The 14,778-nt window shown below is 67.5% G+C and carries 18 protein-coding genes; all 18 read right to left on the bottom strand.

The genetic code is table 11. From position 1 onward, the window contains the following. Positions 1-12: 12 nt before the first annotated feature. Positions 13-465, bottom strand: coding sequence for a hypothetical protein (locus HV823_RS02965; protein ID WP_176948264.1), 453 nt, complete (start codon positions 463-465; stop codon positions 13-15). A gap of 86 nt (positions 466-551) precedes the next feature. After that, positions 552-1,973: an ATP-binding protein gene (locus tag HV823_RS02960; RefSeq protein WP_176948263.1), complete on the bottom strand. Its 1,422-nt coding sequence runs from the start codon at positions 1,971-1,973 to the stop codon at positions 552-554. Next, positions 1,963-2,634 carry a two-component system response regulator FeuP gene (gene feuP, locus HV823_RS02955; RefSeq protein ID WP_176948262.1) on the bottom strand — a complete coding sequence of 224 codons (672 nt, stop codon included), beginning with the start codon at positions 2,632-2,634 and terminating at the stop codon, positions 1,963-1,965. Before feuP ends, HV823_RS02960 begins: the two co-directional genes overlap by 11 nt. A 48-nt stretch (positions 2,635-2,682) precedes the next feature. After that, a complete protein-coding gene (locus HV823_RS02950; protein ID WP_176948261.1) occupies positions 2,683-2,937 on the bottom strand; it encodes a hypothetical protein in 255 nt (84 codons plus the stop codon). Between the two features lie 104 nt (positions 2,938-3,041). Beyond that, positions 3,042-3,251, bottom strand: coding sequence for a hypothetical protein (locus tag HV823_RS02945; protein ID WP_176948260.1), 210 nt, complete (start codon positions 3,249-3,251; stop codon positions 3,042-3,044). Between the two features lie 24 nt (positions 3,252-3,275). Then, entirely contained in the window at positions 3,276-7,127 is a 3,852-nt protein-coding gene (locus tag HV823_RS02940; RefSeq protein ID WP_176948259.1) for a baseplate multidomain protein megatron, read from the bottom strand. Between the two features lie 179 nt (positions 7,128-7,306). Next, positions 7,307-7,768, bottom strand: a complete 462-nt coding sequence (locus tag HV823_RS02935) for an NlpC/P60 family protein (protein ID WP_246300865.1) — start codon at positions 7,766-7,768, stop codon at positions 7,307-7,309. Then, on the bottom strand, positions 7,743-8,633 hold the full coding sequence (locus HV823_RS02930; RefSeq protein WP_176948258.1) for a DUF2163 domain-containing protein: 891 nt from the start codon (positions 8,631-8,633) through the stop codon (positions 7,743-7,745). Before HV823_RS02930 ends, HV823_RS02935 begins: the two co-directional genes overlap by 26 nt. Beyond that, entirely contained in the window at positions 8,630-9,268 is a 639-nt protein-coding gene (locus HV823_RS02925) for a DUF2460 domain-containing protein (RefSeq protein ID WP_176948257.1), read from the bottom strand. Before HV823_RS02925 ends, HV823_RS02930 begins: the two co-directional genes overlap by 4 nt. Positions 9,269-9,287: 19 nt before the next feature. Then, positions 9,288-9,830 (bottom strand): phage tail tape measure protein, encoded by a 543-nt coding sequence (locus tag HV823_RS02920; protein ID WP_176948661.1) that lies wholly within the window; start codon positions 9,828-9,830, stop codon positions 9,288-9,290. Between the two features lie 118 nt (positions 9,831-9,948). Then, the gene (locus HV823_RS02915; RefSeq protein WP_176948660.1) at positions 9,949-10,203 is read right to left on the bottom strand and encodes a rcc01693 family protein; all 255 of its coding nucleotides are present in this window, start codon (positions 10,201-10,203) and stop codon (positions 9,949-9,951) included. Next, positions 10,200-10,619 carry a gene transfer agent family protein gene (locus tag HV823_RS02910; protein ID WP_176948256.1) on the bottom strand — a complete coding sequence of 140 codons (420 nt, stop codon included), beginning with the start codon at positions 10,617-10,619 and terminating at the stop codon, positions 10,200-10,202. Before HV823_RS02910 ends, HV823_RS02915 begins: the two co-directional genes overlap by 4 nt. After that, positions 10,619-11,026: a phage major tail protein, TP901-1 family gene (locus HV823_RS02905; protein WP_176948255.1), complete on the bottom strand. Its 408-nt coding sequence runs from the start codon at positions 11,024-11,026 to the stop codon at positions 10,619-10,621. Before HV823_RS02905 ends, HV823_RS02910 begins: the two co-directional genes overlap by 1 nt. Positions 11,027-11,098: 72 nt before the next feature. Beyond that, on the bottom strand, positions 11,099-11,497 hold the full coding sequence (locus HV823_RS02900; RefSeq protein WP_176948254.1) for a DUF3168 domain-containing protein: 399 nt from the start codon (positions 11,495-11,497) through the stop codon (positions 11,099-11,101). Continuing rightward, entirely contained in the window at positions 11,494-11,829 is a 336-nt protein-coding gene (locus HV823_RS02895; RefSeq protein ID WP_176948253.1) for a phage head closure protein, read from the bottom strand. Before HV823_RS02895 ends, HV823_RS02900 begins: the two co-directional genes overlap by 4 nt. Next, entirely contained in the window at positions 11,829-12,398 is a 570-nt protein-coding gene (locus tag HV823_RS02890) for a head-tail connector protein (RefSeq protein WP_176948252.1), read from the bottom strand. The genes HV823_RS02895 and HV823_RS02890 overlap by 1 nt, the downstream gene beginning before the upstream one ends. Positions 12,399-12,597: 199 nt before the next feature. Beyond that, positions 12,598-13,860, bottom strand: a complete 1,263-nt coding sequence (locus HV823_RS02885; protein WP_425487636.1) for a phage major capsid protein — start codon at positions 13,858-13,860, stop codon at positions 12,598-12,600. A gap of 123 nt (positions 13,861-13,983) precedes the next feature. After that, positions 13,984-14,541, bottom strand: coding sequence for an HK97 family phage prohead protease (locus HV823_RS02880; RefSeq protein ID WP_176948250.1), 558 nt, complete (start codon positions 14,539-14,541; stop codon positions 13,984-13,986). Positions 14,542-14,778 lie beyond the last annotated feature (237 nt).

The raw sequence follows: 14,778 nt of genomic DNA, 5'->3' as shown, positions 1-14,778 counted from the left end.
GGGCCGAAAGCCTCAGCTCAAGGGGGTCCAAGTGCCTGCCGCCGTCCGGCAGGCAGCCCCGCGGCTGACGGTCTCTCGGCCATCGGCCGCCACCGTATGGCTGTATTGGCGGCAGTTCTGAGAACCGACCTGATAGGGCGCCGCCGCAACCACAGAGCCTTGTACGCCACGGCCTTTCCATATCACCGGCTGCCCGCCCGGTGCCGCCTCGAGCGCACGATATTCGGCTTCCAGCGCCCGCTGGCGGTCGGCGGTCGACAGCGTGATGCCGTTCGCCTTGGACACGAGGCCGCCTTCAAGGGCGGAAATATATGACGCTGAGGAAACGGCAACGCCGGCCGACGCATTCGCCGCGCCCACCGTCCGCCCCGACGTCGTCGTGCAACCTGCAAGCCCGATCGAAGCAACCACCACCGGAATGGTAACGACACGCGATTTCCTGCTCACCCGGTGTGTCTGCGTCATTTCAAGCCTTTTTTCCCGATCCACGCTGGCACGCACTGCGCCGCACGCAGCAGCGCCAGCACGCCTATCTTGCACTGTCTTCGGCATCAGGCAACATCCTTTGCAACCGCGGGCAGGACGAGGCGTGCCAGGAGGCCGCCCATGCTCCCGCGCGCCAGCGTCAGCGTTCCCTGATACTCCGAAGTGATCTCGCGAACGATCGACAGGCCAAGGCCTGTCCCGGGCTTGCTTTCGTCCAGCCGGCGCCCGCGTTTCAGGGCCTCCTGGATTTGGTCCGGCTCGAGGCCCGGGCCATCGTCCTCGACTTCCACGACCACCCAGCGGCGGCGCTGGGCATCCGCATCGGTCTGATCGTCGGGGGCGAGGATGGCGCGGATCGTGACCGTGCTTCGGGCATAGCGCGCGGCGTTCTCCAGCAGGTTGCCGACCACTTCCTCCATGTCCTGCTGCTCCATCGCCACCATCAAATCCTCCGGCTCGATCGTCACCGGGAACTCGATGTCGGCATTCAGCCTGCGCATCACGCGGGCGAGGCGCTGCAGGACCGGGGCCGCCTCCGTGCGCGCCAGCACCGATTCGCGCTGGGCGGCGATGCGGGCGCGGTTGAGATAGGACTGGACCTGTCCCTGCATCGCCTCCGCCTGCGTACGCACCAGTTCGCTGTGCGGCGGAAGCAAAACGCGCGCCTCGTTCAAAAGCACCGCGATCGGCGTCTTGAGCGAATGGGCGAGATTGCCGACCTGCATGCGCGCCCGCTCGATGATACGGCGATTGCTGTCGATCAGCGCGTTGACCTCGCTCGCCAACGGCTGGATCTCGCGCGGGAAGACGCCGGCGAGCCGCTCGGCCTGGCCGGCGCGGATCTGCTCCAGCGCCTTGCGCACGTGATCGAGCGGCCGCAGGCCGATCAGGATCGCGATCGCGTTGAGGCACAGACTTCCGAAGCCGAAGCCGGCGAGCGCCAGATAGAGATTGCGGGAAAAGGCCTGGATATCGTCCTCCAGAACGTTTCGGTTGCCGACGATGCGAAAGCGCGCCGTCCGCCCCTCCTGATCCAGCACCACTTCCGTCTCGACCACTTCGACCTTGTTGCCGAAGGTATCCTCGGTCGTGTAGTAGCGCTCGTAACGCGTATCGAACGGAATGGTTTCCGTGTCGGGAATGGGAATGCTGCCGTAACCGAGCGAGGTGGAAGACATCGGCTCGCTCGGAAAATTGTCGCCGATCGGCTCGACGACCCAGTACCAGCCGGTCTGCGGCTGTGAGAAGCGCAGGTCGCCCAGCTGCGGGCTGCCGGTCAGCTGGAAGCTCTCGTCGGTCGAGACCGAATTGATGACGTTGTAGAGCTGGGCACGCAGCAGGTCCTGGAAGCTCGCCTCGGCGCTGCGCCTATAGAGCGTGGAGATCACCAGCGCGATCACCACCAGCGCCACCGCCGACCACAGCGATGCGAGCAGCAGCACGCGAAACGTGAGCGATCGAGCGCCCCCGGGTGCCTTAATGGCCATTGCCGGGCGCTTGCATGCGATAGCCGAGCCCGCGCACGGTCTCGATCAGATCGACGCCGATCTTCTTGCGCAGCCGGCCGACGAACACTTCGATCGTATTGCTGTCGCGGTCGAAGTCCTGGTCGTACATGTGCTCGACGAGTTCGGTGCGCGAGACCACCTGCCCCATATGATGCATGAGGTAGGAGAGCAGGCGATACTCATGCGACGTCAGCTTGAGCGCCACGCCGTTCACCGTCGCCTTGGACCCCTTGGTGTCGAGCCGAACAGGACCGCAGACGATCTCCGAGCTTGCATGTCCAGCCGCGCGGCGGATTAGCGCGCGGATGCGCGCCAGCACTTCCTCGACATGGAAGGGTTTTGCCACGTAGTCGTCGGCCCCCGCGTCGATTCCGGCGACCTTGTCGCTCCAGCGGTCGCGCGCCGTCAGCAGAAGCACGGGCATGCGTTTGCCGTCCGCGCGCCATTTTTCCAGAACGGTGATGCCGTCCATCTGCGGCAGGCCGATGTCGAGGATCACGGCGTCATAGGGTTCGGCATCGCCGAGATAGTGCCCCTCCTCGCCGTCATAGGCCTGATCGACCACGTATCCTGCTTCCTTCAGGGCTTCCGCCAACTGCCGGTTGAGGTTGTCGTCGTCCTCGACAACGAGAATGCGCATCTGTCTGTTCCCTTCTGTCAGGCTGCCCCGTCGGGCGGCCGGACCAGCTTACTGTATCGGCACGCGCACCGTCACCTTCCGCGGCCGGGCATTGCCCTTGCCGGGCACCAGCACCGTGACCACGCAAACGCCGTTGCGCGGCTGAGCAGATAGCAGTTCACCGCCCGTGTCCGCAACGACCTGGCGCGCGGCGTCGCTGCAGTCGGACGCCACCGTCTGGACGTCTTGAGGACGGTCCGCGGCAGACGGCGCAAACACAGCCATGCTGACGGCTGTCGCAGCGATGAGGATAGGCGAGGTCATGGACTTACTTTCGATGGCACGGTCAACTTGGCCGCAAGAATTAACGCAACGACGCTGAATGGCAAATGAATGTCCCGACGATTTCGCGCGCAGATTGGCCGCGGTCAGCGCAACCGCCTGTTGGCGGCCAGTCGTCCCGCAATAGCGATGATTCCACCGGCCGCGGCGAAAAAAGCCGTCACTTGATCGGCCAGCGTGGCCTGATCGCCGTCGCTCAACTCGATGCCGGCGAGGTTCAGGATCGAGGCTGCGATCGCGAGCACGCCACCCCATACGGTTTTCGACAGGTACCAGGGTTTGAGGTCCGATTCCATGGAAGGCTCCCTTGCTGGAATTGATCAAAGTGCGATGGTCCCGCGCGCGGCGACGCCCTCTCGGACGAGCAGCCCGAGCTGCCGCACGCGAATGGTGAGCGACGACTGCGCCGCGCCGAAGTCGGAAAGCTCGTCTTCGGGCTGGTAGACGTAGGAAGACGTATCCGTTTCCACGGAGCGAATCACCGTTACCCCGGACAGGATGTCGAGGCGGTAGGCCTCGAACGGCTCGTCGAGCGGGATGTCGAAGCCATCCCATCCGTCCGCATTGCGCCGTGCGCGACGTATCCAGGAAAACCTGACGCCACCGCCCTCGATCCGCCGGCCGCGCAGATGCACCGGCGCGATCGGCGTTTTCGCGCGAATGCCGCCGGCAAAGACCGCCGGAACGGGCACGTCGGAAACGTCGCGTGCCTCGGCGATGAAGTTGAAGCTGCGCCCCGCCTCCTCGGCGGCAAGCGAGAGCGGCCGCACCGCGCCATCGAGAATGACGAACGTGGCACCTGCGGCATGCCCTTCGACCATGGCGTCCTCGCTGCCGACCAGTCCTCGCAGCAGGCCGGCAAGCCGCCAGCGCCGGGGAGCGATTTCCTCCGCCTCGAGAAAGCCGAGGATTTCGAAGCCGCCTCCCGGCGTTGCGATCGCCAGCCGGTTCTCGCCCCCCAGCACCGCATTCCTGCCGATGGATGAAAGTGCTCCGAACGGGAGTTCGACCTCGAGCGCATTGGCCCGGTCGAACAGTCCCCAAACGCCCGGCGGCAGGTCCGCCACCAGCGTGCCGATCCGCGCCGGCCGTTCGAGGCGGACGCGCGGCAAATAGCCTTCCGCGCCCGACGAGGACGAAACCAGCATCGGCCGCCATGGCTTCGCATAGGCCGCGACGCGGGCGAAACTCTCCTCCGTCCCCGCCTCGAAGCAAGGCAGATCGAGGAAGCTCACCTCCGGCAGAAATGCCGATGCCTCCAGGCCGGCGGTCGAACGGGCGGCGCGAAGCGCAGCCGGCGCCGGTACGCTCGCCTCGCCGCCCGCAAAGCTCTGCGCCTCGATCTCGCGAACCTCGCCCTCGGCGACGCGCGTAACGACGAAACGCCCTTCCGGTCCGTCGACAAGCTCCACGACGTCGCCCGGCGTGACCGCCAGCGCATTCGGCGGCAGCCTGAAGCTCAACCTGCGCATACCGGCACGATGATCCCGCAGGGCCGCCTCCACCGCGCCTGCCGCAGCGGTCGCATGCATCACCGCCGGCAGAGACAGGCGTAGCAGCCGGTCGTTCCCGGTCGTCTTGCGGCGGGAACGGGCGGTCACCTGCTGGTAGGCTGCGGTGTCCGAGATGTGGTCGAGCACGGCTTCGCCGGCGAATTCGCCGGGATGGCCACGCACCTCCTCGAAGGCCGTCTCGTCGGGACGCTCGGCAAGCACGTCGATCGCATGCGCCGGCAGCGCCGCCCGCAGTCGCGATCGGAAGCAGAGCGTCCGCCCCTCCTCGATCGCGTCGATCTGGAAAGCCGCCATCAGCGTTTCCAGCAGGCTGCGCGCCGACACCGGCTCGGCTTGCACGAAGCCTGTGAGGTCGCCGCTCACCATCGACACGTCGAAATCGGCAAAGCCGTGATCGCGCAGGATCGCCGCGATCGTATCGGCAACCGTCGATGCGCCAAGCCGCCCATTCAGCCAGTGCCCGAGCTGCCAGTTGTGCCCGTCCGCCCAGAGCGCGTCGTTCTCCGGAAAAGCCGGATAGGGGCGCGCATCCCAGGTCCAGACAAAGATGTGGTCGGGATCGACCATGGCCGGCTCCGGCCCGCTCGCGCGCCGCCACCAGTCGAGATGGGCGTCGAGAAAGCGGCGCTGCATCGCGTCCGCCCGTCCGCCACCGGAAAAGTAGGGCAGCGCATTCTCCGCACTTTTCGGATCGGTGAAAACGTTCGGCTGGTTGGCGCCCTTGTCCACGGCCGGGCATCCGAGCTCGGTGAACCAGATCGGCTTTGCGCGCGGCACCCAGGCGGTCGGCTCGGCATGCTCCACCCCGCCCGAGCGCTCATAGTGGAGGTTCGTCCACCAGCCGGCGAGGTCCTTGTAGCGATAGAGCCAGTCGCGTCCTGCCAGACCGTCGGTGATCGGCAGGCGCACGCGCCCGGCGCGGCCTTCCGTATCCGCATAGTACCAGTCGAAGCCCTCGCCTGAGGCAATCATGCCGCGCATCGCCTCCTCGTCGTCCGCCAGCCGGAAGCCGTCCGGATTGCCCGAAAGCGCGTCACCGTCCCGCCAGTCGGACAGCGGCATGTAGTTGTCGATGCCGACAGCGTCGATCGCTGGCGAAGCCCAGAGCGGATCGAGATGGAAATGCACCTCACCACTGCCGTCGGCCGGGTGATAGCCGAAGTATTCGCTCCAGTCCGCACCGTAGGTCAGCTTCGTCTCCGGTCCGAGGACGACGCGCACGTCCTGCGCCAGCGCGCACAATTCCTCGACGAAGGGAAATGCGCCCGCCCCGTCACGCACCTGCGTCAGCCCGCGCATTTCCGACCCGATGATGAAACCGTCCACGCCGCCCGCAGCCTCCGCCAGCAGCGCGTAGTGAAGGACCATGCGGCGATAGCCCTCGTCGTCGCCACCGAAAGAGACCGATGCTCCCGAAACGGAGAAGTTGGCCGCCTGTGCGTCCCCGCAGAAGGCGGCCACCTGCGCGCGGGCCTCAGCCGTCCTGTCGGCGCTCGCCGGAAGCCCCGGTGCCGGATGGCAGGTGATCCGCCCACGCCAGGGATAGGGAGGCTGCCCCGTGCCGCCATAGGGATCGGGCAGCGCGTTTCCCGCCGGCACGTCCATCAGCACGAAGGGATAGAGATAAACCGTCAGACCTCGCGCCCTGAGGTCGGCAATCGCCTCAACGACGCCATCGTCGGAGGGCGTGCCGCCATAGGCGGGGCCGCCGCCGCTTTCGCTGACGAGATGCGCCGCCTGCCGCCCGATGCCATCGACCCGCCAGGGCCGGCTTTCGTCGCTGCGCGACGCCACTTCCACGCCGGGCAGGATCCGGCAATGGCCGGCGCGAAGGTCGGTGCCGAACCAGGCGACGACCAGCGCCACGCGCTCCAGATTGGGGCACAGCGCCTGCAGCTCGTCGATCGAGGCGGTCCAGTCGGACTGCGCGACCTTGTTGTTGCGGTTGATGTTGCGCCCCTCGCCCGCGCCGATCCGCTCCGTCACCCGGCGCGGATCGTAGCCGTGCTCGCTGGACCCCGGAATGACCGTGACGGCACGGATCCGGTTTTCCAGCGCACCCGTCGGACGCAGCACCTCGAACTGCAAGATCGGTATCCGGTTGCCGAAGCCGTCGAGCGGCAGCCGCTCGAAAACGGCATAGGCAAGGCCGCGATAGGCAGGCGCGTTGCCCGTCCCCTGCTTCGCCTCGATCAGCGGGTCCGGCAGCTGATCGGCATCGCCACGATGGATGCGCATCGGGATGCTGGTCAGGTCGAGTTCGCGCCCGTCCGCCCAGACGCGGCGCACGCCGGCGATCGGTCCCTCGCAGATGCCAACGGCGAAATTGGCAAAGTAGCTGTAGGTCTCGACGCGCGGGCCGGTCGCCTTTCCGCCCGACCGCTCGGAGGTCACCTCCTCCTCGAAACGCGTCGCCCAGATCAGCGTGCCGCCGACGCGCGCGGTGCCGTAGACCCGGCTGACGCCGGCCCCCTCGTCGGCGCCCGGAATGCGGCCGTCCTGCAGCCGGGGTCCGCTCACCGTGGAGCTTCCGCCGATCAGCGCACGATCGACCGCCGAGCCGGCAAGTGCCCCGATCGCGCGGCCGGCGATCGCCCCGAAAGGCCCGAAGATGCCGCCCAGCGCAGCACCCGCCGCCTGAAACAGGATTGTCGCCATGAAACCGCCTCCGGCTAGTTACGATGTCCCGCGGAATGATCAACCGACCGCTTCACCGCGCCGCGCACCGCACGAAAATGAATGTTTGCAACGTCTTGTCAGAGTTCCCTGACAGACCGATTCCGCCAGCACGAACAGTCCCGTCACCGCCGGTCTTCCGGGCAGCGGGGCGATCGGCTTCAGATCTTTTCCGGGAACCGGAAGACACCGCAGACCCGCCGCCGCCATGCGGGCACGAGTGCGGATTCGATCACCGCCGCCTGTTCGTAGGCGTGGATGAAGTGCCCCGGAGTGCTCAGGATACCCACGTGCTTGGCGGCACAATCGGCCCGCCAACGAAAGAGCAGCACGTCGCCTGCGACCATCTCCCCAGGCGGCACCGCCGGGCCGAAATGGCGGACGGCGGCGGCAAGCAGCCGGTCGCCGCCGTCCCGCTCCGCCCAGTCCGGCTGGTAGGGTCCCGGCGCCTCGGGTTCGCAGCCGTAGAGCTCGCGCCAAACCCCGCGCACAAGTCCGAGACAGTCGCAGCCCACACCCTTGCGGCTCGCCTGATGGCGATAGGGCGTGCCGATCCAGCCGCGCGCAGCTTCGACGGCCCGCTGAGCATTGCCCGCCTCATTCATAGAGCGGCCTGCCGTCATGCACCGTGTCGCCATCGGCATATCCGTAGGCGAAATCGCTTCCGGGCATATGCGGGAAACCCCTGAAATTGAGGTGGTTTGCAAACTTCGCCCGGCAGGTCGTAAAGCTCTTGTCGCAGCCGGCCACAACCGAGAAGCGGTCGCCGACGGCGACCGGCAGCGCCATCGGCAGCCACAGCGTCAATTCCGCCGCGTCCTCCCCCTGTCGATGGTCCTCGATATCGGCGGCCAGCCCGGCATTTTCCCCGTCGGCAAAGGTCAGCACCCCATAGCGGAAGAAGCGCGTGGCAAAGCCGTCGAGCCCCGTTACCCGCAATCGCCGCTCGTCGAGAACCTCGCTCACCTCACCGTCCGCGCGCAGACCGCCCGCTTCCAGAGCAACGCCGCAGCGCGCATCGCCGAGAATGGCGTCGCAGCGGTGGCCGTAGATGCGGCCCTTCACCTGGTCGAGGGAGTGCGTCATCCGTCTCAGCTCGGCGCGAAAGGCCGCACCCGCGCGCGTCACCTCGCCGATCTCGCCGGTCCGCACCAGCATGCGCCGTGCGGGCTCCTGCCAGTCGACGAGGAAGACCTCGACCTGCGCCCCGTCATATCGGCCGGCGACGAGGTCGGCCTCGCTGATCGCGCTGGAAGAAAAGCCGCCCGCGATCTCGCTCGCCTCCGCGGCAAGGCCGGACCCGGCCTCCGCGTCGCTCGCCTGAAAGCCGCTCGCCGCATGAAACGCCAGGCCGGCAAAGGCAAGGTCGCGGTCGTGCTCGGTGAAGCCCAGCACGGTTCCGTCACGCCGCGTCACGCGCCAGCACTGGCACAGGGTCGAGGCGTCGTTTAGCAGGTGAGCGGCCAGGTCGGCCGGGATCTGTCTCATGGCAATACTTCCACCAGCGGGATCGAGGGAATGCGACCGGCGCTGAACTGCGCGAGATCGATGTCGATCCGGTCGGTGTCGAAGCGGACAGGCACGTCGAACTCGAAACCCGCCCGCACGACCTGTCCTTCAGCGGGAATGGCGCCGGCCGAAAACGTGACCACGCCGCTGTCGTGGTCGACCGCATAGTCCGCTGCCGGCGCGGCCACCCCGTCGACCGATACGCTCACGCTGCCCTGCACGGGCTTTGCGATCACCCGCGTCGTTGACCCGCCCGCATCGCGATAGACCTTGACGAGCTGGAAGCCCGCCGTTTCGCCGTCGCCGGTGCCGACGTGCTGGTCGGTGGGCGAGATCGCCTCGCCCGGCGCGCAGGACTTGAAATCGACGGGATCGCGGAAGCGGAAGCCGTAGAGCTGCCCCGCCCGCGCTTCGAAGAAGGCGAGCACCGCATAGAGATCGTCGATCGAGCGCACGCCGGAACCGGCGTCGTAATGCCTTCTTGCATTGTGCCAGCGGCGGTTGCGGTTCTCCCGCCCGTTGGAAAGCGAGACGATGTCGGTGCGCCGCACCGGGCCGCCACTGGTGCCGAGCGCGATCCGCAAGGGAAAGCGGACGTCGTGAAATCCGGTCATGGTGGTTACTCCGCCAACGTCAAAGGCCGCGCCGGCCGCGGCCGACCGCGCGTGTCAGCATGGCCGCGATCTGTCCCTGCGAGCGCGTGAAGCTTGCCGCGTCGGTCGCGCTCACGTTGAAGACGATGTTCGTCGCCCCGCCGCCTGCGCCTGCGGCGACGCCAAGCGCTCCGTCCGGTCCGCGCTGCAGCGGCAGGATCGCCTCCGCACCCGCCTCGCCCATCAGGCCGAGGCCGCCGCCCGCACCAGTGCCCGTCGCAAAATAGGTCGGCGCAGCGACGACCCCGCCCTTGGCAAACGGCGTGACGCTGCCCGCAAGACCCGACAGTGCCGAACCGATCAGCCCTTCGAGCGGCTTCAATCCCGCCGAAAGGCCGATATCGCTGATCCGCAAGGCCAGTCCCTTCAGCACACCCTCGAGCCCGCGCCCGTCGACCGTCGCGCCCTTGAGCGCCCCCGTCAGCGCGGCGCCGAAGGAGCGCGAGCGCGCCTCCAGATCGTCGAACACGTCGCGCAGGGCCTCCGCACTCTCCACGGTGCCGGCCAGCGGCCGATCATCCATTTCCGCCATCGCAATTGCTCCCTTCGCTCATTTCCGAAATTGCAGCGAACGCCTAAGGCAGATCCCGCCCATGCCGTGACGATCCGCAAATTGGACGCGCAGCACGTTGGCAGGCCGCTCAACGATCGGGCGTAGCGACAGCGCCGCCGCCCGCCGCTCCCGCCATGCGCCCCCGGTCGGGATAGCTGCGCATCAGCGCCAGCAGGGCGTTGCGGTCGGGGGCGCCACCGGCTGGCGCTTCGGCATGCAGGCCGCTTGCGATCGCCAGTTCCAGTGGCGTCATCGCCCAGAACGTCTTCGGATCCAGCCGCATCCGGCAAAGCCCCTCATGCAGCGCCGCCTTCCAGGGAAAGGGTGCTGCCGATGGGCTCAGCCGCTCCCCGGATGCGGCAACGGAGGGTTTTGGACGTCGCCACCCGCCGCTGCCGCACCGCCGGTGCTGCCGGCCGCGCGCGATCCATGTTCGTTCGCCGCCGGCGCAAAGGTAACGGACAGAAGTTCGGCGACGATGCGCGCGAACCCTTGGATCCCGCCCTCCGCCGTCATGGCAGCCACGTCCTCGTCGCTCATGAGGTTGCCGCCGCCCCGAAGACCCGCGCCGACGATGCGGATGATGTCGTGCGCGCCGATGGCCCCGCGCGAAAAACGGGCCGCCAGTTCATTCAGGCTGTCGATGGCGAACGCCGTCTCCAGCTCAGCCAGCGCGCCGAGCGTCAGGCAGAGAATGCGGCGTTCGCCGTCCAGCACCGCCTCGATCTCACCGCGTCGCCGATTGGCCCGCCCCGTCATCACGGCACCCCGAATGCGAGCGCGCCGGCCGATTCGAGGGCAATTTCGAACAGCACCTCGCCGTCATGCGACCCGGAATATTCGAGCGCGGTGATCTGGAACGCGCCCGTCACCGTCCCGAAATCGGGGATCGCCAGCTGCCAGGAAAGAACGGTACCGGCGAAAAACGCCGCCCGCACCAGCGCGTCCGACGCCTGGTCCTTGAAGATGCCGCTGCCGGAGACGGATGCGCGCTGCACGCCCGCGCCGCCCAGAAGCTCGCGCCAGCGCCCGGCCGACTGCGCGTCCGTCACATCGACGGTCTGTGCGTTGAAGGACAGCCGCTTGGAGCGCAGCCCCGCGACCGTCACATAGCTTCCGCCGTCCTCGACCTTCAGCAGAAGGTCGCGTCCCTTTTGCGCCACCATGCGCCACTCCTTTTCAGTTCGATCAGACGTCCCGTTCGGTCGGAGGGCGCGCAACGGCGCCCCCGACAAATCTCATTCGGTCACCGCGCGGAAGCGCATCTCGGCGCGGTGGAACGGCTTGCCCCTGTCGCGGCCGATCCGCGTGGAGCGGTGCAGCAGGCTGACGAGGGTGAAGCCTGTGACGGGAATACCGGCGTCGTGCAGCAGGGCATGCAGCCTCGCCGCAATTGCCTGCGCCTCCCGGTGCCCGTCCGCCTTCGACCAGGCGGCGAGCGTGATGAAATGCTCTTCGCCCACCTCCGTCGCGGTCGAATGGTCGCGGCTCTCGATCGCCTCGATGACGACGACCGGCAGGTGCTGCCGGTCCAGAAGCCGGTCGCAGATGCCACCGGCGCCGATCAGCGCCGTCAGGGCGGCGTCGCCGGCAAGCCTGTCGTGGATCGCTTTTTGCAAGGCGGATGCGGCGCTCATCGTTCCATCTCCTCGCAGTCGCAGACGACGTAGCGCCGGCTCTCGTCCGGGTCGCGGAACGTCCTGATGTCGAAGAGGCGGGCGCCCTTCCTAAGGCGCATGCCGCTTGCAAGGTCGTCACGGTTGCGCAGCCAGATCCGGTGCGTCACCCGCATTGCATCCGTATCCGCCGTCGCGAAGCGGCCTGCGGAGACCGGCTCGATCCGCGCCCAGGCGGAGCCGAGTGCGACATAGGTCCGGCTGACGCCGCCCTGCCCGTCCGGCGTCTCCGTCGAGCGCTCCAGCACCACCCTTGCGGTGAAGACGCCGGCATCGAAGGAAAGGCGTGCCATCACAGCCTCCGGATGCGGAAGGGTGCCACCAGCCGCTCGTAGCCGGGCGGCACCGCGCCCGGCTGGTCGCTGGCCGATAGAACCCCGCGCAGCTCGAACATTGCCGCCACATGCGTCAGCAGCGCCCGCTTCAGGGTGTCCGGCACGTCGGTGCCCGCCTCGCCGAAGCCGGCGGTGAAGTCGATCTCGATACCGTTCAGCGCCAGGCCGGGCGCCGGCAGCTCCGGCAGCATCAGCCGCGCCGGGCGCGCGGCGCCGTCGAGCACGGCACCGGACAGAGCGACCTCCACCGGCATGCCGGCGTCGTCGTAAACCGTAACGCTGTCAATGGCTTGCACCGGCCCCCTGACGATCTGAATCATCCGGCTTGCGGGCCAGGCATCCAGATAGAGGCGGAAGCTTCGCGCAATCAGCGCCAGTCCGGTCACGTGCTCCAGGTGCTCGCGCGCGGTGCGCACGAGGGCGGCCAGCAGCTCGTCCTCGGCGCCGTCGTCGAGGCGCAGGTGTGCCCGCGCCTCGGCAAGCGTTATCGGCTCCGCGCCTGGCGGAGAAAGTTCGGCAATGGTCATGGAGGGGCTCGCGATTGGGAGGGATGGCCGATGCTTCGCCGCCAGTGTTCCAAGGCACACATGCGGTAGATCGGAGGCGGGTGGATGCGGCGGGAGGCCTTCCGCATCCACCCCTCATACCGGCGGCTTGGGGGATACCCGCCGGTACGATGCGTTCGAAGGAAACGCCGATCATGGCGTTTGGTTGCGGATCGCCGCCTCAGCTTGCGGCGAATTTCACCAGCTTGATCGCCTCGAAATTCTGCACGCCGCCGCCCACGCGCTTGGTCGTATAGAAGAGCACGTAGGGCTTGGCAGAATAGGGATCGCGCAGAACACGCACGCCTGTGCGATCGACGACGAGATAGCCGGCGCGGAAGTCGCCGAAGGCGATCGAGAAGCTGTTTGCGCCGATGTCGGGCATGTCTTCGGCCTCGGCAAGCGGGAAGCCCATCAGCGAGGCCTGCTGGCCGGGTCCGGCCGGCGGACGCCAGAGATAGTTGCCGTCGGCGTCCTTGAACTTGCGGATCTCGGCCTGCACCTTGCGGTTCATCACGAAGGAGGCGTTCTGGCGGTGGCCCGCCTTCAGCGCGTAGATCGTGTCGACCAGCGTGTCGGACGGACCGGCCGCCTTGAAGGCGCCGGCATTGCCGGTGGCGATGTAGCCGATGCTGCCCCAGGCCCAGTCGTCGTCGGCAACATTGGTGTAGCTCAAAAAGCCCTTCGGCTTGTTGACCCCGTCACCGGTAACGAAGGCGGTGCCCTCCTGTTCGCCGAAGACGACGTCGACCTCGGAGGTGATCCAGCTTTCGACATCGACGGCCGCATCGTCGAGCAAGGCGGCCGTCGCCGCCGGCATGGCGTAGAGTTCCATGGTCGGGAAGGCGAGTTCGGCAAGCTGCACCGTCCCGGTCTGCGGACGCGCCGCGGCCTCGGCTACCCAGCCGGCCGCCATGCCGCTCGTCGAGAACGGCTTCTTCAGGACGGCCGAGGAGACCTGCCGGACGGTGGCAAGCGCCCGGATCGGCGAGGCCGCCGAAAGCCGGCGGCCGATCTCGGTATCGGTCTCGGCCGGCACCAGGTAGCCGCCATCGGCGGCGGAACCGACCGACATCGCCTTGCCCTCGAGCTCGCGCAGCCCCGCCTCGTCGCCGCGGCGGATATAGGCGGAGAACGCCTGCTTGTGCTCGGCCGCCTCGATGCTGTCGCTGCCGCGCGAAAGCGCCGGCCGCGCCTTCTTCAGCGCCATCTGGTCGAGCGTGCGCTTGTGCTCGTCCATCGCCTTGTTGATGCGCTCCAGCTTGTCGCGGGTGACGACGTCGGCCGTAAGCTTCTGTTCGATCTCGCCGAGCCTGCGGTCATTCGTCTCCTTGAACGCCTCGAAGGCCTCCATGAAGTCGTCGAAGGCCGCCGTCATCGTCTCGGGTGCCGCCTTGGTCTCGGGCGCTGCGGTCATCGCCGGCGCGGTGGTCGTAATTTCCATCCTCATTGCGTCTTCCTTTTGGCTGGAGCATTTCCAGCCCAAGCGGCATCGCTTCGGCTGGAAATGCGGGGAAAAATAAGGATCTGGAGCAATTCCGGTGAAGCGGATTTCACCGGAATTGCTCTAGAGTTTCATCATCCGCGCCGCCCGCCGCATGGAACGGACCAGCTCGGTTTCGCGATCGCGGAACCACCGCGCATTCTTGACATTCGAGACCCGCGCCGAGGGCAGCATCGGAAAGGTCACGATCGAGATTTCCCACAGGTCCGCCTCGAGGATGCGTCGCACCCCGCTTACGCGGTCGGTCCGCGAACGAACGGTCTGGAAGCCGATCGACAGGCCGTCGAGCGCACCGCTCTTCATCAGCTGATGCACCTCGCGGGCCCGCGCCACGCCGGGCGAGAGCACGCCCTCGACATAGAGCCCGCGCCCGTCCTCGCGGATCGTCCGCCAGCGGCCCAGCGGCTCGTTCGGATCGTGCTGGAACAGCATGCGCACGCCCGCCGCCCCACGCTTCTGCAGCGATCTTGCAAAGGCGCCGGGCTGGATCGCGTCCTTGCCCAGGTCCACCTCCTCGAACACGCTCGCATAGCCCGAAAAGACCCCGTCTCCGGTCACGCCGGACAGCGTCAGGTCCGCATATTTCTTCGTCCGCCAGACCGGCAGCCCGTCAGTCGTCATGAGAAGTCTCCGATATTGGAACGAACCCGTCGGCAGGGGCAGCGGGCAGCCACAGGCCGCAGAAAGGCCACGAAGCCGCAGCAAGCCGCCGACACCCAGGAAGGAACAGAAACGTCGCCGCACCCGCCTTCTCCCCGCCTGCGGGAAGAAGGTGCCGGCAGGCGAATGAGGGGAAAAAGGAGCGAGCAGGTGACCGCAGGAAACCGGCGCGGCACAAGACCGGCACCGCCCGCCACT

Source organism: Mycoplana rhizolycopersici (assembly GCF_013378445.1).
GTDB lineage: Bacteria > Pseudomonadota > Alphaproteobacteria > Rhizobiales > Rhizobiaceae > Mycoplana > Mycoplana rhizolycopersici.
This window is presented reverse-complemented; position numbering and strand designations above follow the sequence as displayed.